The 19,033-nt window shown below is 70.3% G+C and carries 19 protein-coding genes and 1 pseudogene; 6 read left to right on the plus strand and 14 right to left on the minus strand.

All coding sequences use genetic code 11. From position 1 onward, the window contains the following. Nucleotides 1-53 precede the first annotated feature (53 nt). The gene (locus BN977_RS11910) at nucleotides 54-257 is read right to left on the minus strand and encodes a cold-shock protein (protein WP_006243848.1); all 204 of its coding nucleotides are present in this window, start codon (nucleotides 255-257) and stop codon (nucleotides 54-56) included. 317 nt (nucleotides 258-574) lie between these two features. Here BN977_RS11910 and BN977_RS11915 point away from each other — a divergent pair, with 317 nt between their 5' ends. Both BN977_RS11915 and BN977_RS11920 read left to right on the plus strand, forming a co-directional pair. Continuing rightward, complete coding sequence (locus BN977_RS11915) at nucleotides 575-2,929, plus strand: DNA 3'-5' helicase SftH (protein WP_407661178.1); 2,355 nt, start codon at nucleotides 575-577, stop codon at nucleotides 2,927-2,929. A 284-nt stretch (nucleotides 2,930-3,213) separates the two neighbouring features. After that, a complete protein-coding gene (locus tag BN977_RS11920; protein ID WP_036397703.1) occupies nucleotides 3,214-4,332 on the plus strand; it encodes a PAS domain-containing protein in 1,119 nt (372 codons plus the stop codon). A gap of 65 nt (nucleotides 4,333-4,397) precedes the next feature. Here BN977_RS11920 and BN977_RS33560 read toward each other — a convergent pair. The 7 genes and pseudogenes from BN977_RS33560 to ssd form a co-directional block, all read right to left on the minus strand. Beyond that, nucleotides 4,398-4,757 (minus strand): annotated as a pseudogene (locus BN977_RS33560) (Rv3654c family TadE-like protein); the annotation flags it as partial. Further along, a complete protein-coding gene (locus BN977_RS11925) occupies nucleotides 4,657-4,953 on the minus strand; it encodes a TadE family type IV pilus minor pilin (RefSeq protein WP_036397704.1) in 297 nt (98 codons plus the stop codon). The pseudogene BN977_RS33560 and the gene BN977_RS11925, both read right to left, overlap by 101 nt. A 23-nt stretch (nucleotides 4,954-4,976) precedes the next feature. Next, nucleotides 4,977-5,180: a DUF4244 domain-containing protein gene (locus BN977_RS11930; RefSeq protein ID WP_036397705.1), complete on the minus strand. Its 204-nt coding sequence runs from the start codon at nucleotides 5,178-5,180 to the stop codon at nucleotides 4,977-4,979. Between the two features lie 24 nt (nucleotides 5,181-5,204). Beyond that, complete coding sequence (locus tag BN977_RS11935) at nucleotides 5,205-5,762, minus strand: type II secretion system F family protein (protein ID WP_036397706.1); 558 nt, start codon at nucleotides 5,760-5,762, stop codon at nucleotides 5,205-5,207. Continuing rightward, on the minus strand, nucleotides 5,759-6,535 hold the full coding sequence (locus BN977_RS11940; RefSeq protein ID WP_036397707.1) for a type II secretion system F family protein: 777 nt from the start codon (nucleotides 6,533-6,535) through the stop codon (nucleotides 5,759-5,761). Before BN977_RS11940 ends, BN977_RS11935 begins: the two co-directional genes overlap by 4 nt. After that, a complete protein-coding gene (locus BN977_RS11945; protein ID WP_036397708.1) occupies nucleotides 6,532-7,692 on the minus strand; it encodes a TadA family conjugal transfer-associated ATPase in 1,161 nt (386 codons plus the stop codon). The genes BN977_RS11940 and BN977_RS11945 overlap by 4 nt, the downstream gene beginning before the upstream one ends. Continuing rightward, nucleotides 7,689-8,771, minus strand: coding sequence for a septum site-determining protein Ssd (gene ssd / locus BN977_RS11950; RefSeq protein WP_051561516.1), 1,083 nt, complete (start codon nucleotides 8,769-8,771; stop codon nucleotides 7,689-7,691). The genes BN977_RS11945 and ssd overlap by 4 nt, the downstream gene beginning before the upstream one ends. Nucleotides 8,772-9,188: 417 nt before the next feature. Between ssd and BN977_RS11955 the strand changes: the two genes are divergently transcribed. Then, nucleotides 9,189-10,055 carry an HAD-IB family hydrolase gene (locus BN977_RS11955; RefSeq protein ID WP_024454588.1) on the plus strand — a complete coding sequence of 289 codons (867 nt, stop codon included), beginning with the start codon at nucleotides 9,189-9,191 and terminating at the stop codon, nucleotides 10,053-10,055. Nucleotides 10,056-10,484: 429 nt separating this feature from the next. Here BN977_RS11955 and BN977_RS11960 read toward each other — a convergent pair whose 3' ends face one another. Next, the gene (locus BN977_RS11960; protein ID WP_036397710.1) at nucleotides 10,485-11,228 is read right to left on the minus strand and encodes a Fic family protein; all 744 of its coding nucleotides are present in this window, start codon (nucleotides 11,226-11,228) and stop codon (nucleotides 10,485-10,487) included. Nucleotides 11,229-11,352: 124 nt separating this feature from the next. Here BN977_RS11960 and acs point away from each other — a divergent pair, with 124 nt between their 5' ends. After that, the gene (gene acs / locus BN977_RS11965; protein WP_036397711.1) at nucleotides 11,353-13,314 is read left to right on the plus strand and encodes an acetate--CoA ligase; all 1,962 of its coding nucleotides are present in this window, start codon (nucleotides 11,353-11,355) and stop codon (nucleotides 13,312-13,314) included. 40 nt (nucleotides 13,315-13,354) lie between these two features. Here acs and BN977_RS11970 read toward each other — a convergent pair whose 3' ends face one another. Then, nucleotides 13,355-14,095 carry a S1 family peptidase gene (locus BN977_RS11970; RefSeq protein WP_046872627.1) on the minus strand — a complete coding sequence of 247 codons (741 nt, stop codon included), beginning with the start codon at nucleotides 14,093-14,095 and terminating at the stop codon, nucleotides 13,355-13,357. A gap of 52 nt (nucleotides 14,096-14,147) precedes the next feature. On the opposite strand from BN977_RS11970, the gene BN977_RS11975 reads away from it, so the two are divergent. Together BN977_RS11975 and BN977_RS11980 are read left to right on the plus strand one after the other, a co-directional pair. Next, on the plus strand, nucleotides 14,148-14,648 hold the full coding sequence (locus tag BN977_RS11975; protein WP_024454592.1) for a phage holin family protein: 501 nt from the start codon (nucleotides 14,148-14,150) through the stop codon (nucleotides 14,646-14,648). After that, nucleotides 14,649-15,596: an alpha/beta fold hydrolase gene (locus BN977_RS11980; RefSeq protein WP_036397712.1), complete on the plus strand. Its 948-nt coding sequence runs from the start codon at nucleotides 14,649-14,651 to the stop codon at nucleotides 15,594-15,596. Here BN977_RS11980 and marP read toward each other — a convergent pair. Genes marP through nth form a run of 4 tightly spaced genes read right to left on the minus strand, consistent with a single transcriptional unit; the run spans nucleotide 15,593 to nucleotide 18,970 of the window. Then, the gene (marP, locus tag BN977_RS11985) at nucleotides 15,593-16,780 is read right to left on the minus strand and encodes an acid resistance serine protease MarP (protein ID WP_024454594.1); all 1,188 of its coding nucleotides are present in this window, start codon (nucleotides 16,778-16,780) and stop codon (nucleotides 15,593-15,595) included. The two genes, BN977_RS11980 and marP, sit on opposite strands and share 4 nt — an antisense overlap. Next, on the minus strand, nucleotides 16,780-17,565 hold the full coding sequence (locus BN977_RS11990) for an NUDIX hydrolase (RefSeq protein ID WP_024454595.1): 786 nt from the start codon (nucleotides 17,563-17,565) through the stop codon (nucleotides 16,780-16,782). Before BN977_RS11990 ends, marP begins: the two co-directional genes overlap by 1 nt. Beyond that, the gene (locus BN977_RS11995) at nucleotides 17,562-18,209 is read right to left on the minus strand and encodes a TlpA disulfide reductase family protein (protein ID WP_024454596.1); all 648 of its coding nucleotides are present in this window, start codon (nucleotides 18,207-18,209) and stop codon (nucleotides 17,562-17,564) included. Before BN977_RS11995 ends, BN977_RS11990 begins: the two co-directional genes overlap by 4 nt. After that, on the minus strand, nucleotides 18,206-18,970 hold the full coding sequence (nth, locus tag BN977_RS12000) for an endonuclease III (RefSeq protein ID WP_084172558.1): 765 nt from the start codon (nucleotides 18,968-18,970) through the stop codon (nucleotides 18,206-18,208). Before nth ends, BN977_RS11995 begins: the two co-directional genes overlap by 4 nt. Nucleotides 18,971-19,033: the final 63 nt, after the last annotated feature.

Genomic DNA, 19,033 nt, shown 5'->3' on the forward strand with positions numbered 1-19,033 from the left:
GTAAACGAAAACGCCCCCGGCGTGGCCGGGGGTGTTTCCTCAGATCGACTGGCTCAGACGGCGCGGACGCCGGTGGCCTGGGGACCCTTGGGGCTCTGGCCGACCTCGAACTCAACCTTCTGGTTCTCCTCCAGGGTGCGGAAGCCCGACCCCTGGATCTCCGTGTAGTGGACAAACACGTCAGCGGAGCCGTCCTCGGGGGCGATGAAACCGAAGCCCTTCTCCGCGTTGAACCACTTCACAGTTCCCTGTGGCATTTTCCGTACATTCCTTCTCTTACCGGGTGCGGTTCACCGACTTCCGGTGTACCGGGCCCGTTCCGACCGCCAATCCTTCGTGGAGTCGTCGGAACTAGCCCCGACCTACAACCCTCGCAGGAACCGCGATCGCAACGACGATCCTGCGAGTGCTAGTACACGAACACAGAAGCTGCGACCGCGATAAGTCAATCATGTTCGAGCCGTCTGCGACAGTCTCGGCACGCGTCAGTAGTTAACAATTCACCTGGGGACACAATCGGGGAAACACTCGGAGAATCCGCGGGCGTCCCCCGGGAGTTTGAGAAGGGAAGCAGGTGGGCGGTTCGGTGACCGGATCCGGGTCGCAATTCGGGCGCGAACTGCTGGCCAGGGCGGTCGACGGCACGGCGGCCGGCGAACGCCCGTTGCGCCACGTCACCGACCTGCCGGCGCGCCGCGCGCAGACCCGTCCGTGGCCGGATTGGGCGCCCGCCGAGGTGGTCGCGGCATACGCCGATCGCGGCGTCACCGGGCTGTGGTCGCATCAACTGGCCGCTGCGGAGCTGGCCCACCATGGCCGCCACGTGGTGCTCTCCACCGGGACGGCGTCGGGCAAGTCGCTGGCCTATCAGCTGCCCATCCTCACCGCGATGTCGGCCGACCCGCGGGCCAGGGCGCTGTATCTGTCCCCGACCAAGGCGCTGGGCCACGATCAACTGCGCACCGCCCAGGCGCTCACCGCCGAGATCGGCCCGCTGCGCGACGTCGCCCCCAGCGCCTACGACGGCGACGCGACCACCGAGATGCGGCGCTTCGCGCGGGAACGGTCCCGGTGGATCTTCTCCAATCCGGACATGATCCACCTGTCGATGCTGCGCAACCATGCCCGATGGGCGGTGTTCCTGCGCAATCTCAGATACATCGTGGTCGACGAGTGCCATTACTACCGGGGCATCTTCGGATCGAACGTGGCGATGGTGCTGCGTCGCCTGTTGCGGTTGTGCGAGCGGTATTCGGGGAACCCGACCGTCGTCTTCGCCAGCGCCACAACGGCTTCGCCCGCCGAGACCGCCGCCGAGCTGATCGGCCAGACCGTCGCCGCGGTGACCGACGACGGTTCGCCGCAGGGCGGGCGCACCGTCGCGTTGTGGGAGCCGGCGCTGCTGGACGACCTCACCGGCGAGAACGGCGCCCCGGTCCGCAGGTCCGCCGGCGCCGAGGCGGCCCGGGTGATGGCCGACCTGATGGCCGAGGGTGCCCGCACCCTGACGTTCGTGCGGTCCCGGCGCGGTGCCGAGTTGACCGCCCTGGGCGCCCGGGCCCGGCTGGAGGAGATCGCTCCGCAGATCGCGCACCAGGTGGCCTCGTATCGGGCCGGGTATCTGGCCGAGGACCGCCGCGAACTGGAACGCGCCTTGGCCGAGGGTGACCTGCGCGGGCTGGCCACGACGAATGCACTGGAACTCGGCGTCGACATCGCCGGGCTGGATGCCGTGCTGCTGGCCGGCTTCCCGGGCACCGTCGCCTCGTTCTGGCAGCAGGCCGGCCGGTCCGGGCGGCGCGGGCAGAGCGCCCTGATCGTGCTGATCGCCCGCGACGATCCGCTGGACACCTACCTGGTGCACCATCCGGCGGCCCTGCTGGACAAGCCGATCGAGCGAGTGGTGATCGACCCGGCCAACCCGCACGTGCTGGGTCCACAACTGCTGTGCGCGGCCACCGAACTACCGCTGACCGACGCCGAGGTGCGCACCTGGGGCGCCGAGGCAGTCGCCGGCGAACTGGTCGACGACGGATTGTTGCGGCACAGACCGGGCGGCTACTTCCCCACCCCCGGCGTGGACCCGCATCATGCCGTCGACATCCGGGGCTCCTCCGGCGGGCAGATAGCGATCCTGGAGGACGGCACCGGGCGCATGCTGGGCACCACGGGCACCGGCCAGGCCCCGGCGACGGTGCACCCCGGCGCGGTGTATCTGCACCAGGGCGAGACCTACCTGGTGGATTCACTGGACTTCGAGGACGGTATCGCCTTCGTGCACGCCGAGGACCCCGGTTACACCACCTCTGCCCGCGAGGTCACCGATATCAGCGTCTCCGGCCCCGGCGAGCGAAAAACGTTCGGCGACATCACCATCGGCCTGGTTCCGGTGTCGGTGACGAACACGGTGACCGGTTATCTGCGCCGCCGGGTGGACGGTGAGGTGATCGACTTCATCGACCTGGACATGCCGTCGCGGACCCTGGACACCGTGGCGGTGATGTGCACGATGACACCGGAGCTGTTGGCGGACAACGGTATCGAGACGTTGCGAGTGCCGGGATCGTTGCATGCCGCAGAGCACGCGGCGATCGGCCTGTTGCCGCTGGTGGCCAGTTGCGACCGGGGCGATATCGGCGGGGTGTCGACGGCGGTGGGCCCCGGCCCGGGAGACCTGACCGGGCTACCCACGATTTTCGTCTACGACGGCTATCCGGGCGGGGCCGGCTTCGCCGACCGTGGATTCCGCCGGTTCAGCACCTGGTGGGGCGCCACCGCGGCCGCCATCGAGGCGTGCGAATGCCCGTCGGGTTGCCCCTCGTGTGTGCAATCCCCCAAGTGCGGCAACGGAAATGACCCGTTGGACAAGGCCGGGGCGATCAGGGTGCTGCGCATGGTGCTCGGCGTACTGGCGCGCCACGAGCAGTGACGATTCACCCCTCGACAACCGCCGCTGCCCCGCCGTCGCGCCGTTACAGCACGCCGAGCACCGCGACATTGCGACAAACGGTCGGACAACGCGATCCGTTCTCAACCCCGGATCAAACCGGGCGCCGACGTAAAGTACCCCGCGACCTGGGCAGACGCAACCTGGCCGATGGGCAGCGACCATGCGGGAGCCACCTGGCGGGCGGGCCGATCAGCGAATTTCGGCGGATTCCGCAGCTGTCGCAAACATCGGGTGCGCCCAGGGCCGCCCGCTAAACTGCTCTCATGGACCACGACTGGCTGCTCGTGGAAACGCTCGGGGACGAGCCGGCCGTGGTCGCCCAGGGATCGCGGACCAAGAATCTCGTTCCGATCACCACCTTTCTACGACGAAATCCGCATCTGATGGCGATCCAGTCGGCGATCGGCGAAACCGTGCGTGGCGGCCAGCCGTTGACCAGCATCACCTCCAAACACGACCGCGTGATCCGCACCGACGTGGTTCGGATGTCCGACGGGGTGATCCACGGCGTGCAGCTGTGGATCGGGCCACCGGATATCGAAGCGCCGCAACGCCCGGTGATCGGCCCGCTGAAATGGGATCTGGAGTCGGGCGTGGCCACCGACACCCCGGAAGCGCTGGCCAACAGTGGCCGTGACGCGGCCCGGGAAGCCACCCACGGGCGCGCGTTCGCCGAGGACCTGCCCGCGCGAACCCTGCACCCCGACGAGTCCAAGGTGCTGTCCATGGCGATCCGGGGCAAGCCCGGCAATGTGCTGTGCAGTACCTGGAACGTCACCGACTTTCGTGGCCGGCCGATCGCCGTCGGGTTCGTGGCCCGCGCCGTGCTGGAAGCCCAGGACGACGGCACCGAGCGGCTGATCTGCCGGTCGATGAACTGGCGCGCCGAGCGGGCCGAGCCGTCGTCGCGACCCGACGATCTGGCGCAGCGCATCCTGCACGGGATGGCCATCCCCGGCGTGCACCGCGCGCTGGTCGACATCAACAGCTGGCGTCTGCTGAAGTGGCTCGACGACCCGTGCCCGTTCTACGACTGGCGGGCCGGTGACCGCGAGATCCCCATGCTGGATCCGGCCGACGAGCACCACATCCTTTCCATGGCACAGGAATTCGCCGTCGGACCGACCAACCGGGTGCTGGGATTGCGGGCGCACGACGGCGGCTACACCCCGATCCACGTGACGGCCACCCGGGTCGAGCTGGACGAGAACACCGTCGCCGCATTGCTGTCGTTGCGGCTGCCCACCGACGAGGAGCTCGCGGCGGCCAAGCAGGGCGCCGTGGTGGCCGACTGCGCCAGCGACGGGTCGGACGAGGCGAGCGCCCGCCCCACCCTGAAATCGCTGCTGCGGCTGGGCAAACCGGAGGATGACGCCGAGTGATCGGCCGGTCCGGCCCGGGCCTGCGCCCTGGCCCGCCACCGTCGCACCCCGGTGTCGGCGTCCACCGTCACCACCGCGTCCAGCCCGTCGATGACGCAGCCGGCCACCACCGTACCCATCGCCGTCGCCACCGACGTGGCTTGCGCACAAGCGAATCGGCGCCCCGCAGGTAGCCCGACAGCGGCGGCATGGGCAGCCAGATCGGCCGCCGCCTGCGCCCGGTGCCGGGCGATGACCGCCGCGCCGAGCACCGCCAGCCCAGCGGTGACCGTGATCAGCACGCCCACCATGGCCACCGCGATCAGCGTGGCCGATCCACGGTCGTCACGAGCCGGGCTCGGCCGCCGCGACGGCTTCGGCGACCAGCGTGATCCCCGGTAGCAACGGCGCTTTCGCGCTGACCCGGGCGATGACGAAACCGCCATCCCGGCGCAGCGCGAGCACCGCGCCCGGCGGCCCGACCCGTTCGGCGGCCGCGGTACCGTCGGCGCCGCGGGCGGCCAGCCGGGCGGCCTCCCGCGCCGCATCGACACAGCGCACCTGCATGCCGAGCGCGGTGAGCCCGGCGGCGCAGAACACCAGGACCGCCACCAGTGTGGCGACCGCGAACGCCGCCTCCACGGTGACCGCGCCGGCATCGCCGCTCAGACCTTGGTGTTGAGCGCGCGGGCGATGATGTTGGACAGTGCGGTGACGATGGAGTCCCCGGTGACCACCGAGTACAGGATCGCGCCGAAGGCGGCGGCGGCGATGGTCCCGATCGCGTACTCCACCGTGGACATGCCGGACTCGTCGGTGGCGAGCACCACCAGTTTGGCCTGGAACGACCGAAACATGCTCCGTACCATTGCTTCTCCCTTCGTTGGATGTGCTCACGGGAACCCCGTGCCCAGGACATGGCCGGCCAGCCCGACGACCACCGGAACCACGCCGAGGCAGATGAACGCGGGCAGAAAACACACACCCAACGGCCCGGCGATGAGCACCGAGGCACGTCCGGCGGCGGCTTCGGCCGCCGCGCCCGCCGCACTGCGCACCTCGTCGGCGAGTTCGGCCGCGCCTTGCGCCAGGGCCGCGCCGGATTCGGCGGAGCGCCTGGCCATCCGCGCCAGCGCGGCGCCGTGCGGATCGGCCGGTGACGGCTCGTGGTCCCACGCGGTGCCGGCGTCCGCGCCCAGGGCCAGCAGATTGCCGGCACGGATGAGCCGCTGAGCCAGGCCGGCGGGAGCGAGTTGCGCGGCCGCCGCGGCGGCCGCCGGCGTCGCCATGCCCGCACTCAGGCACGCGGCGAGCACGTCGAAGCAGGACGCGGCCGCCAGCGGATCAGCCTTCGGCCGCAGCGGTTTCGGCGGGCGCGGGGTGCGGTCGACCCGGCCGGGACCGGTGCCGATCAGCACCGCGGCCGCGAGCAGCAGGGCAGACCAGGTCATCGCAACACTCCCGAGGAGATCCGGTCCGACCACCACAACCCGAGGCAGCACAGTGTCACCCCGACCGCCAGCAGCCAGCCGCCGGCGCCACCCGACAACAGAAAGCGCAGCGAGTCGGCACCGATGAGCTGACCGAGCGCGATGCCGAGCACCGGCATACCGGCCAGGATCGTGGCGGTGGTGCGGGCACCGGCCATTCCGGCCTCGACCTTGACCGCGAACCGCTCCCGCTCGACGATGTCCCGGTGCGCCGCCCGCATCAACGTGGCGATGGCGAGACCATGGACGTGGGCCAGCTGCCAGCAGACCGCGAGTCGCTCCCAGTGGGCGGGCACGGCGGCGCCGCGGCCGGCCGCCCGCAGCCCGGCGGCGACATCGGCGCCGAGCCGTCCTCGGGCCGCCACGCCGTGCAGCGCCGCGGCCACCGGCCCGTCGACTTCGGCCGCCGCCACATCGAAGGCCGTGACGGGATGCGCGCCCACCCGCAATTCGCCGACCAGCACATCGAGGGCGTCCCGCAGGGCCGCCGCCTCGGACCGTGCACGGGCCCGGCGTCTGCCCCGGTGGCGCCGCGCCAGCACCGTGCAGACAAGCACACCGGCGGCGACCGCGGTGCCCGCCGGGAGCAGCATGACGGCCGCGATCGCGACCGGTGCCGCGCCCCACCACGGTGATATCCGCGGACGATGCCAGTCCGGCAGGCCCAGCCGCAGGCGAGCGGCCGGCGGGGCGACGGTCAAGGCTGCGGCCAGCAGCAGCATGGCGGTGCTCATCGGGGGGACCTGTCGTGGAGCAGACGCATCAGGGCCGACGCGCCGGGCCCGAATCCGTCGTCGGCATGCCATGCGGTGTCGGCGCTCACCCAGCCGTCGGCGGCGCGGTCCAGCACCGCGATCTCGAGCAACCGCCGACGGCCGGTGCCGGTCCGCTGCACATGCAGCACCACCTGGACCGCCGCCGCCAGTTGGCTGTGCAGCCCCGCACGATCCAGCCCGCCGGAGCCGGCCAGCGCCTCGAGCCGGGCGGGCACCTCGGCGGGGCGATTGGCATGTACGGTCCCCGCTCCCCCGTCGTGACCGGTGTTGAGCGCCGCGAGCAGGTCGACCACCTCGGCCCCGCGCACCTCGCCCACGACGATGCGGTCCGGCCGCATCCGCAGCGCCTGCCGCACGAGGTCACGCACCGCGACCTCGCCGACGCCTTCGACATTGGCCCCGCGCGCCACCAGCTTGACCACATGCGGATGCCGGGGTGCCAGTTCGGCGGCATCTTCCACGCACACGATCCGCTCGGCCGGGTCGATCGCGCCCAGCAGCGCCGCCAGCAGGGTGGTCTTCCCGGCGCCGGTACCGCCGGAGACGAGGAACGCCAGCCGGGCCCGCAGGATCGCGTCGAGCAGCCGCGCCGCCGGTTCGGCGATGGCGCCCGCGGCGATCAGGGCACCCAGGTCCTGGTCGGCGGGTCGCAAGACGCGCAGGGACAGGCAGGTGCCGGCCGCCGCGATCGGCGGTAGCACCGCGTGCAGGCGTACCGGATCCTCGCCCAGGCAGGTCAGCTGGCCGTCCACCCACGGTTGGTTCTCGTCGAGGCGGCGGCCCGCGGCGAGGGCCAGCCGCTGCGCGAGGCGGCGCACCGCGCCTTCGTCGGCGAAGCGGATCTCGGTGCGCGCCAATCCTTCTCCACGATCTACCCACACCGCGTCGGGTGCGGTCACCAGGACATCGGTGGTGCCGGGCAGGCGCAGCAGGGGGTCCAGCGGCCCGGCGCCGGTGAGCTCGGTCTGCAACACCCGCATGGTGGCGAGGACATCGGTGTCACCGAGCAGGCCACCGGATTCCGCGCGGATCGCGGCGGCCACGATCGCCGGGCGCAACGGCGCCGCCTCGACCGCGAGCCGCTCCCGGACCCGGTCGATCAACGAGGCCGTCATCGCGGCACCGCCACCGGTTGCTGCCGCAGCACGGTCAGCACCCGGCCGGCCGCTGCCGCGAGCGGTGATCGGGCGCGGATCCGGAGACCGCCGTGCTCCATCGTGGTGGCCAACCCGGGTTGCGGCCGCATCGAGGCCAGGAGCGGCACGCCGATGGTGCGCGCCACGTCGGTGGCCCGCAGGCCGCCCGGCGCCGGTCCACGGACCACCACACCGATATTGGGGTTGACGGTGCCGGCCCACCCCGCGATCACCCCGGAGGCCGCGGTGGCCCGCACATCCGCGGGGGTGACGAGTGCCACGAGGTCGGCCGCCCGCAGGGCCGTCTCGGTGGCGGTTCCCGGCCGGCGCGCGACGTCGCAGACCACCGTCACCCCGGCTCGCCGGCCCGCGTCGATGACCGAGGCCAGCGGGGCGGGCGCGACCGGGGTACCGGTACGCGCACCGGACAGCACCGTCACCCCGCGGCGTGCCGGCAACGCGTCGCGCAGTGCGGCGTATTCGAGCCGGCCGTCATTGAGCGCGAGATCAGGCCAGCGCAAACCTGTTTCGTGCTCGCTGCCCAGCACCAGGTCCAACCCGGCACCCCACGGGTCGGCGTCGACGAGCAGCGAATCGACGGCCGCCTGGGCCACCGCGGCGGCGAACACCGAGGCGCCCGCGCCGCCGCTACCCCCGAGCACCGCCAATACGGGACCGCGGCGCACACCCGTCCCGGGCGCTTCGGGAGCCGCCGTCAGCGCAGCCATCAGCACCCCGTCCTGGCCGGGCAGCTGCAGCACCCGCTCGGCGCCGACCGCCACCGCCGATTCCCAGTCCGCACGGCAATCGGCTTGGGACAACAACAGCACCCGGTCGCGCCGCGGCAACCCGCGGGCCACACAGCGATCGGCCGCCAGGCGATCCACCAGCACCACCGGCGCGCCCGTCCACACCGCGCTGCTGGACGGTTCGGTCGCGTGCACCACCCGGACCCCGGCGGCTGCCGCCACCCGGTCGACGTCGTCGCGGGCCGCCACGTCGCCCAGCAGCGCCAGGACCGAGGTGGTCGGAACCGGTGTGGTCGGTGCTGGGGTCACCTGTTCACTGTGCGAACAACCGGCGAATGTGCGCCAGGCCTCGAGAAGAATCTGTGGATGAAACCCGAACTGTGCATAAACCGCCGACAGCGGCTGACCGAGAACGGCATTCCGCAACGCGGGGGAGATTGACCGTCGATGCGGCGGCGAGACACCCCGAGAAAAGGGACGACCCCCGCCAGGGGGGGGAGGAGGCGGAGGTCGTCGTGTATCAGCCCCGGGGGGTCGGGCTGATCCACACCCAGCATAAGCCGGGTAATGCTCACTATACACACGGGTCAGTCGTGTGGCGCAAGTTGAACTTGCCTGTGAACGCACTTGAGAACGGAAAATCCAGCAGTCGGCAACACCTGGCGTGAGCTGCCACTTTCCCAGCTATGGGAATGGGTTCCCGCGGGCCGGGCATATGCTGGGCCCGTGACGGTTTCCGACCGGGCCGACGATGCGCCCGCCGCCGCTGATGGCCGCGCCGAATCGGGGCAACCGATCCGCACGGCGGCGTTCTTCGATCTCGACAAGACGGTGATCGCCAAGTCCAGCACTCTGGCGTTCAGCAAACCATTCTTCGAACAGGGGCTGTTGAACCGGCGCGCGGTGCTGAAATCGTCGTACGCACAGTTCCTGTTCCTGATGTCGGGCGCCGACCACGAGCAGATGGACCGGATGCGGACCTACCTGACCGATATGTGCACCGGCTGGGATGTCGAGCAGGTGCGATCGGTGGTGGGCGAGACCCTGCACGACATCGTCGATCCGTTGGTGTTCGCCGAAGCCGCCAACCTGATCGCCGACCACAAGCTGTGCGGACGCGACGTCGTCGTGGTGTCGGCGTCCGGCGAGGAGATCGTCGCGCCGATCGCCCGGGCGCTGGGCGCGACGCACGCCATGGCCACCCGGATGGTCGTCGAGGACGGCAAGTACACCGGCGAGGTCGCGTTCTACTGCTACGGCGAGGGCAAGGTGGAGGCCATCCGCGAGCTTGCCGCGCGCGAGGGCTACGCGCTGGAGCACTGTTACGCGTACTCGGATTCGATCACCGATCTGCCGATGCTGGAGGCCGTCGGGCATCCGTCGGTGGTCAATCCCGACCGCGCGCTGCGCAAGGAAGCCGGGGCGCGGGACTGGCCGGTGCTGACGTTCAGCCGGCCGGTTTCCCTGCGGGACCGGATCCCCGCGCCGTCGGGAGCGGCCGTCGCGACCACGTTCGCGGTCGGGTTGAGCGCGCTGGCGGGCGGGGCACTGACATATTCACTGTTGCGCCGGTTCATGTTTGGCGACCGCTGATCAGACCGATACGACACTCGGTCGTAGTGTCGGGGCCGCCGTAACGATCTGGAATCGGCATCAATTGACCCTTGATGTGACTGCGGTCACGTAGTACAAATGGAGTCACGGAAGCGCGGTAAGGCCAAGGCCACGCCGGAAGAGAAGGCGTAGTCTCCCGAGCCGAGCTCCCCAGCACGGATCCCGGCACCCACGCGGAGCACATACCGCGATAGAGGTAAAAGTGTTGCGGGCCTGCGGAATTGCGATAGCGGATGACATCGACGGTCCTTTGGGTGGGATCGCAGACACAGCGCACCGCAAGAACGCCGAGGCCACCCACGCAACCCACAGAGCACGCTTGGTAACCGGAGTCCGTGCTAGCGGGCGGCGAGCCGAATCAGATGCAGGTCTGATACCGGAGCGCCGCCCGTTTTTATGTTGCCCGGCCTACTTCTTCGCCGCCTCGGCGATCGAAAGTGCTTCTCGCGCACCGGAATGCAGGGCCTGGTTGCTCAGCACCAACCACGCTCCCAGGCCGTTCGGTGTGCCCGAAGCGAACCCGCGCGCGGCCGCCCGATAGTTACCGGACTGCTTCATCCAGAATATCTCCGGCACCCCGAGGCCGTGCGGATCCAGCCCGCTGGACATCGTGATCAACCGCGACACCGCGCGGGCCACCACACCGTCGGCGACCCCGAACGGGGCCAGGGTCAGCAGTTCCCCGTGCGCCACCGCCGCCAGCACGAAGGCCGGCACCTTCGTCCCGCCGGTCACCAGGTCGGCCAGCAGTTCCAGCCGCGGACCCACCTCGGGATCGGGGCGGGGCCGGCCCAGCCGCTCGTCGTCGTCGACCAGGTCGGCGGCGGCCAGCGCGTGCAGCCGGGCCAGCGCCTGCAGCGGGGCCCGCTTCCACACGCCCACCAGCGCGGTGGCCCCGCCCTCCAGCGCCTCGGCCACCCGCAGCGCACCGGCCAGCACCGGATCCGGTTGCCCGGAATCGGACAGGCCCAACGCGCCGCCGTCGAGCACCGAGGAGGCCCGGGCCGCGCGCAGCGAGGCTTCGGCCGCCGTCGCCGGCCAGCCGCGCAGGTTGGTGCGGTGCCGGTGCGCCCGGCCCAGCGCCTCACGCGCCTCCTCGCCGGCGGCCGCCACGCCCTCCAGTTCGGCCAACGGTGCAAGTGGATCGGTCATCGGGGTTACGCTAGCGGACCGCTGACCACCGATTCTCCGACCGTTCATCGCAGCGGTCCTGCCGCCCGCAGCAGGTTGTGACGCTCCAACACTCCTGCAACGTTCGGTGACTACGCTCACACCCATGAGTACTACGCCGCTGACGCATGCCGACGCCCCGTCCGCCTACCCGCCGCCCGCTGACTTCGCGGCGAATGCCAACGCCACCGGCCAGCTGTACGACGACGCGGCCGCCGACCGGCTCGCCTTCTGGACGGCCCAGGCCGACCGGTTGTCCTGGCAGACGCCGTTCACCGAGGTGCTGGACTGGTCGGAGGCGCCGTTCGCGAAGTGGTTCGTCGGCGGCAAACTCAACGTGGCGTACAACTGCGTGGACCGTCACGTCGAGGCCGGCAACGGGGACCGGGTGGCCATCCACTGGGAGGGCGAACCGGTCGGGGATGCCCGCGACATCACCTACGCGCAGCTCAAGGACGAGGTCTGCAAGGCGGCCAATGCGCTGACGGGGCTGGGCCTGGTAGCCGGCGACCGGGTGGCGATCTACATGCCGATGGTGCCCGAGGCCATCGTGGCGATGCTGGCGTGCGCCCGGCTCGGGGTCATGCACTCGGTGGTGTTCGCCGGCTTCTCCGCCTCCGCACTCAAGGCGCGCGTCGAGGACGCGGCGGCCAAGCTGGTGATCACCACCGACGGGCAGTACCGCCGCGGCAAGGCGGCCTCGCTCAAGGACGCCGTCGACGACGCCGTCTCGGATCAGCCGTCGGTCGAGCACGTACTGGTGGTGCGCCGCACCGGGATCGACGTCAATTGGACCGATGGCCGCGACCTGTGGTGGCACGACATCGTGGATGCCGCCTCGACCGAGCACACCCCTGAGGCCTTCGACTCCGAGCAGCCGCTGTTTCTGCTGTACACCTCGGGCACCACCGGTAAGCCCAAGGGCATCGTGCACACCTCCGGTGGCTACCTCACCCAGGCCGCCTACACCCACTCAGTCGTGTTCGACATCAAGGCCGATACCGATGTGTATTGGTGCACCGCCGATATCGGCTGGGTCACCGGACACACCTACATCGTGTACGGGCCGCTGGCCAACGGTGTCACCCAGGTGGTCTACGAGGGCACCCCCACCTCGCCGACCGAGCACCGGCATTTCGAGGTCATCGAAAAGTACGGCGTGACAATCTATTACACCGCGCCCACCCTGATCCGCACCTTCATGAAGCTGGGCCACCAGATCCCGGCCGCGCACAACCTGTCCAGCCTTCGGCTGCTCGGCTCGGTCGGCGAACCGATCAACCCGGAAGCCTGGCGCTGGTACCGCGAGTACATCGGCGCCAACAAGACCCCGATCGTGGACACCTGGTGGCAGACCGAGACCGGGGCGATCATGATCTCCCCGTTGCCCGGTGTCACGGCCACCAAACCCGGCTCGGCGATGACCCCACTGCCGGGCATCTCGGCCAAGATCGTCGACGACGAGGGCAACGAACTGGTGCCCGGCGCCGACGAAGCCGAGCACGTCACCGGCTACCTGGTGCTCGATCAGCCGTGGCCGTCGATGCTGCGCGGGATCTGGGGTGACCCAGAGCGTTTCAAGGACACCTACTGGTCCCGGTTCGCCGAGCAGGGCTGGTACTTCGCCGGTGACGGCGCCCGCTACGACAGCGACGGCAACATCTGGGTGCTGGGCCGCATCGACGACGTGATGAACATCTCCGGGCACCGGATCTCCACCGCCGAGGTGGAATCCGCGCTCGTCGGGCACTCCGGGGTGGCCGAGGCCGCCGTCGTAGGTGCCAGCGACGACACCACCGGCCAGGCGATCTGCGCGTTCGTCATCCTCAAGGCCTCCGCGCACGGCGGCACCGAGAACATGGTCGAGGAACTGCGTGCCCAGGTGGCCACCGAGATCTCGCCGATCGCCAAACCGCGTGAGATCCACGTCGTGCCCGAGCTGCCCAAGACCCGCAGCGGCAAGATCATGCGCCGGCTGCTGCGCGATGTGGCCGAGGGCCGCGAGCTCGGCGACACCTCGACCCTGGTGGACCCCAGCGTGTTCGAGGCGATCCGCGCCAGCAAGTAAGCAAGCCGGCCCAAGGCGAGCGAAGCGACGGGAGATGGCCTCAGGGGACGGGAACGAATCCCGTCCCCGGGCGGCTCTTCGCCGCGATATCACCGAGCACCGCGTTCATCGACACGGTGACGGCCGGGGTGTGCAGCGGCACGTACTTCACGATGCAGGTCGGCAGGTCCTCGGTGAAGGCGCCGTGGATCATGCCCACCAGCCGGTTGTTGACGGTGACGGGTGCACCGGAATCGCCGGGCTGGCCGCACACCTGGTTCAGGATGGTGCCCGGATCCTTGCCCGGCCCCCAGGTCACCCCGCACGAATACCCGGTGGTGCGGCCCAGCTTGCACGCGACGTCGCCGAACGCCGGGTCCGGCCCCAGACCGTCGATGCGGAAACCGTTGACGGTGTCGACGGGGTGCACCTTGGCGGGGTCGAACTGGATGACGGCGTAGTCCAGGCCGTCGTTGCCGGCGACCATGGTGCCCAGCACCCCGGCCTGCGGCACGGCCTCGGACCCGACCTGTGCGCCCGGCCCGCCGCAGTGCGCCGACGTGAACCCGATGAGTTTGCCGGTCGCGTCGTTGCCGATCGCGGTCAAGGTGCAGAAGGTGTCGCCATTGATGACGATGCCGGATCCGCCACCCAGATCGACCGGGGCGTCGGCGTGCGCGAGAGGTGTGAGAACGGTCGCGGCGAAAGCGGTGGCCGCCCCGGCAAGCGCGTAAGCCGTCTTGTGCCGGCGGTGTCTCAATGCATCCCCAATTCGCTCGGGCCCTGAAGCAGCCGGGGCCATTCTATCGTCGGGCTGGATCGAGGGACGTCACGCGACATGGCACCATAGCCCCATGACGACAGGGCAAAGCAAGAACGGCGTGCCGACCACGGTGGCATCCATTCCGCTCGTTGACCCGCATGCCCCGAAGGCCGATCCGTCGATCGGCGACCTGGTCAAGGACGCGACCGCGCAGGTGTCCACCCTGGTGCGGGCCGAGGTCGAACTGGCCAAGGCCGAGATCACCCGCGACGTGAAGAAGGGCCTCACCGGCAGCATCTTCTTCATCGCCGCCTTGGTGGTGCTGTTCTATTCGACGTTCTTTTTCTTCTTCTTCCTCGCCGAGTTGCTCGACGAGTGGCTGTGGCGCTGGGTGGCGTTCCTGATCGTCTTCGCGCTCATGGTGATCACCACGGGGGCGCTGGCCCTGTTCGGTTACCTCAAGGTGCGCCGGATCCGCGGGCCCCGGCAGACCATCGAGACCGTCAAGGAGATCCCGGCCGCGCTGACCCCGGGACATGACAAGCCGGCCGAGCCGGCCCGCCCGGCGCCGACCGACCCCTCGGGCTGGTAGATGCACCCGCCCGATCCGTCGGTGGTCTACATCGACGGCCCGTGGCGTCATCTGCAGATCCACGCGAACGGTATCCGCTTCCACGTGGTGGAGGCACACGCCGAACCGGATGACCATCCGGACCGGCCGCTGGTCATCCTGTTGCACGGGTTCGGCTCGTTCTGGTGGTCGTGGCGTCATCAGCTACGGGGGTTGCGCGGTCACGCCAGGGTGGTTGCGGTCGATCTGCGCGGCTACGGCGGCAGTGACAAGCCACCGCGCGGATATGACGGCTGGACCCTGGCCGGCGACACGGCCGGCCTGGTGCGCGCGCTCGGGCACCGCACCGCGACCCTGGTAGGGCACGCCGACGGCGGGTTGGTGTGCTGGGCAACCTCGGTGCTGCACCCGCGGGTGGTGAAAGCCATCGCCCTGGTCAGCTCGCCGCATCCGGTGGCCTTGCGGGCGTCCGCGTTGACCCGGCGCGATCAGGGCCGGGCGCTGCTGCCGTCGATGCTGCGCTACCAGCTGCCGTTCTGGCCCGAACGGGCGCTCACCCGGGGCGACGCGGCCGAGCTGGAGCGACTGGTCCGCGGCAGGACGAGCACGAAATGGCAAGAATCCCAAGACTTCACCGACACCATCGCGCATCTGCGCACGGCCGCCCGGATCCCCGGCGCCACCCATTGCGCACTGGAGTATCAGCGCTGGGCGGTGCGCAGCCAGCTGCGCGGCGAGGGCCGCCGGTTCATGCGGTCGATGAAACAGCCGCTGGCAATCCCCGTCCTGCACATGCGCGGTGACGCCGACCCGTACGTACTGGCCGACCCGGTGCACCGGACCCGGCCGTACGCCCCGCACGGCCACTTCGCCTCGATCGAGGGCGCCGGGCATTTCGCGCACGAGGAATGCCCGGACACCGTCAACGCACACCTGAGCAGGTTCCTGGCGCAGGTCTACCCGCGTTAGGAGATGCACCTGCCGGTGGGCACCGGTGCGGTGTTGCCCACCTTGAGGCGCTGCTGCAGCACTTCCTCGGCGGTGAGCACGAATCCGGTATCGGCGTCGTCCACCGCCGCGCCGAACACCACACCGAGCACCTTGCCGTCGGTGTCGATCATCGGCCCACCCGAATTACCTTGTTTGACAGTGCCTCTGATGGTGTAGACGGTTCGGTTCACCGTGGTGGTGTGGTAGATGTCGGGGCCGTTGAGTTCGATGGTCTCGCGGATGCGCGCCGGCGTGGCGGTGAACTCTCCGCCGCCCGGATACCCCATCACCACGGCGTCGGTGGCCGGCTTGGCCTCGGCATCGTGGAAGAGCAGCGGCGGCGCGGGCAGGTCGGGCACCGCGAGGATGGAGATGTCCTCGTTCGGGTCGTACGACACGACGGTGGCGTCGTAGGTCTTGCCGTCCACCTCGACCGTGACGGTCTCGGCGCCGGCCACCACGTGCGCGTTGGACATCACCCGGTTCGGGGCGATGACGAAACCGCTTCCCTCGAGCACCTTTTGGCAACTGGGCGCGACACCGCGGATCTTGACCACGCTCCCCCTGGCCGCCGCAACGGTCGGCGAGTTGATCAGCGCGTCGTCCGGTGCGTCGACCGCGACGATGGGGGTGCGCCCGAACGGCGGCAGCAGATCGGGCAGCCCGGAGGTGTCCAGCAGGTTGGCAAGCCGGGTGGGCACCTTGCGCATCCACTCCGGCGCGAGCCCGTTCACCTCGGTGAGCACCCGCGATCCGCGGACCGCGGCACTCAGACCGGGCTGGCTCGACGACGTCAGGGGCGCGGCCAGCAGCCACGCCGCCAGCAGCACCGCGACCAGTTGCAGGGCCGCGCCCACCAGCGAGTCCAGGCCACGCAACAGCCGGTTGCGGATAGCGCCGCGCACCGCCCGGCCGAGCACCACGCCGGCGATCTCGCCGATCACCACCAACGCCAGGATGAGGAACAGCGTCGCGAACAGCCGGGTGCGGGGACCGTCGATATGGCTGACGATGTGCGGCGCCAGCAGCACGCCGGCGACGGCACCGAGCGCCACGCCCACCAGCGACAGCACCGAGCCGAGGGCACCGGAACGCAGTCCGGACAGCGCGGCGACGCAGGCGAAGGCGAGGATGACGAGGTCAAGCCACTGAGACGAGGTCATTATTGCTCTACACCGTACTGGCTGGCCCGCCCAACCAGCGCCATTGCCTCGTCGAGTTCACGCACGTCGTCGGCGTCCCACGGCTGGGCCCAGCCCGCGACGTCCAGGATCGCCGAGATGACCTGACCGGTGAAGCCCCACACCAGCATCTGGTTCAGCAGGAACGCGGGACCGGCGAAGCGCCGGGTGTTCTGCTGCCGGTACACCATCAGCCGGTTCTCCGGGTTGACGAAGGCGCGGATCGGGACGCGCGCCACGATCGCCGTCTCGGCCGGGTCGACCACCGCGACCGGGCCGGGGTCCGGCGAGTAGGCCAGCACCGGCACGACGTGAAAACCCGACGGCGGGATGAACATCCGGTCCAGCGTGGCCAGCGGGGTCAGCCTGGTGACGTCCAGCCCGGTTTCCTCGGTGGCCTCCCGCAGCGCGGTGCCCACCGGGCCGCCGTCCTCGGGATCGGCCGCGCCGCCGGGGAATGCGGCCTGACCCGAATGGTTGCGCAGCGTGGCGGCGCGGACCGTGACCAGCAGGTCGGCCTCGGGTGGGAGGGCCCCGGCGGGCGCGTCCGGCGGCCCGGAGAACAACACCAGGACCGCGGCATCGCGTTTGGTCCCGGACCGGGTGGCGGTGGTGTTGGCCTCGGCGATGGCGGCGAGCACATCGGCGGGCACGCGGCGCCGGTAGGCATCGGGCACCTGGTGGACGTCGTCGACCAGCCGGCGCAGCCACGGTGGGGCCGATCCCGGCTGTACGCCGGTGTTCTGGCCGGCATCGAGCGTGCTCATCCCGGCACTCCTATCGATGGATTCACCGCCGCGGCGATGTCGTCGGCGTCGGTGAACGGCCGGGGCAGGATTTCGGCCACGCTACCGTCCGCACGCAGCACCACCGTCGCGGGCATCACGTTGGGCACCTTGAGGGCGGCAGCGACGCGGCGCCTGCCGTCCTGCAACATCGGCAGGCGCACACCGAGTTCGGCCAGCCGCAGCAGGCCGGCCGTCTCGTTCTCGTCCTGGTGCACCGTCACGACGGTCACCGAAGATCCCATCCGGCGCTGGTATTCGGCCATGGCCGGCAGTTCGTCGGCGCACGGCCCGCACCAGTACGCCCACAGGTTCAACACCACCGGGCGGCCCGCCAGCGCGGGGGCGAGGTCGACGGGCGTGCCGTCGCCCGCGCAGTCCAGGGTGATGCCGCGCAGGGCGGGCGGCCCGGGCTGCCCGGTATCGGCAGGGCATGGCGGCAGGTCGGCCTTGGCCCGCGGTTCCCGCAGCGCCTCCGGGGTGTCGGCATCGCGATGATCACGCGCGGTGGGCGTTTCGGGCGCCGTGGGTGCGGTCTGCTCGGTGCCGATCTCGCGCCACAACCCGACGGCGAGCGCCACGAAGATGATCAGCACCACCGCGGTCCACCGGGCGGATCTGCTCACAGGCCGGCGAGGGCCAGCAGGTGTTCGGTCTCCGGGCCTTTGACCAGAGCCGCCGCCGTCACGGGATCGGTGGGGCCTTCGCCGAACGACGGGCAATCCTTGGCCAGCACGCACACCCCGCAGGCGGGCCGGCGGGCATGGCAGACCCGGCGACCGTGGAAGATCACCCGGTGGCTCAGCAGCGTCCACTCCTTGCGCTCGATGAGCTCACCCACGATGTGCTCGACCTTCACCGGGTCCTGCTCGGCCGTCCAGCGCCAGCGGCGCACCAGCCGGCCGAAATGGGTGTCGACCGTGATGCCGGGGATGTCGAAAGCGTTGCCCAGCACCACGTTGGCGGTCTTGCGGCCGACGCCGGGCAGCGTCACCAGATCGTCGAGGTTGCCGGGCACCTCACCGTCGAAGCGGGCCTCCAATTCCTGACCGAGGTTGATCAGCGAGTTGGCCTTGTTGCGGTAGAAGCCGGTGGGCCGGATCAGCTCCTCGAGTTCGGTGCGGTCGGCCTGGGCATAGTCCAGCGCGGTGCGGTACTTCTGGAACAGCGCCGGGGTGGTGAGGTTGACGCGTTTGTCGGTGCACTGCGCCGAGAGGATGGTCGCCACGATGAGCTCCAGTGGCGTGGTGAAATCCAGTTCGCAGTAGACGTGCGGGAAGGCCGTGGCCAGCGTGCGGTTCATCCGGCGGGCCCGGCGGACCAGGCCGAGATGGGTCTCTGTATCCCACTTGGCTGCCGATTTGCTCCGGGCGGTGCGAACGCTCACCCGGATCAGCGTACTGACGTGCACTGGCGCTCGGGCGATCCGACGGGGACAACGACCCGCACT

It is taken from the genome of Mycolicibacterium cosmeticum, from assembly GCF_000613185.1.
Taxonomy (GTDB): Bacteria; Actinomycetota; Actinomycetes; order Mycobacteriales; family Mycobacteriaceae; genus Mycobacterium; species Mycobacterium cosmeticum.

Coding starts and splice junctions, on each gene's coding strand:
- BN977_RS11910 (WP_006243848.1), bottom strand. CDS start 257: ATGCCACAGGGAACTGTGAAGTGGTTCAACGCGGAGAAGGGCTTCGGT.
- BN977_RS11920 (WP_036397703.1), top strand. CDS start 3,214: ATGGACCACGACTGGCTGCTCGTGGAAACGCTCGGGGACGAGCCGGCC.
- BN977_RS11930 (WP_036397705.1), bottom strand. CDS start 5,180: ATGGTACGGAGCATGTTTCGGTCGTTCCAGGCCAAACTGGTGGTGCTC.
- BN977_RS11935 (WP_036397706.1), bottom strand. CDS start 5,762: ATGACCTGGTCTGCCCTGCTGCTCGCGGCCGCGGTGCTGATCGGCACC.
- BN977_RS11940 (WP_036397707.1), bottom strand. CDS start 6,535: ATGAGCACCGCCATGCTGCTGCTGGCCGCAGCCTTGACCGTCGCCCCG.
- BN977_RS11945 (WP_036397708.1), bottom strand. CDS start 7,692: ATGACGGCCTCGTTGATCGACCGGGTCCGGGAGCGGCTCGCGGTCGAG.
- BN977_RS11960 (WP_036397710.1), bottom strand. CDS start 11,228: ATGACCGATCCACTTGCACCGTTGGCCGAACTGGAGGGCGTGGCGGCC.
- acs (WP_036397711.1), top strand. CDS start 11,353: ATGAGTACTACGCCGCTGACGCATGCCGACGCCCCGTCCGCCTACCCG.
- BN977_RS11970 (WP_046872627.1), bottom strand. CDS start 14,095: ATGGCCCCGGCTGCTTCAGGGCCCGAGCGAATTGGGGATGCATTGAGA.
- BN977_RS11975 (WP_024454592.1), top strand. CDS start 14,148: ATGACGACAGGGCAAAGCAAGAACGGCGTGCCGACCACGGTGGCATCC.
- BN977_RS11980 (WP_036397712.1), top strand. CDS start 14,649: ATGCACCCGCCCGATCCGTCGGTGGTCTACATCGACGGCCCGTGGCGT.
- marP (WP_024454594.1), bottom strand. CDS start 16,780: ATGACCTCGTCTCAGTGGCTTGACCTCGTCATCCTCGCCTTCGCCTGC.
- BN977_RS11990 (WP_024454595.1), bottom strand. CDS start 17,565: ATGAGCACGCTCGATGCCGGCCAGAACACCGGCGTACAGCCGGGATCG.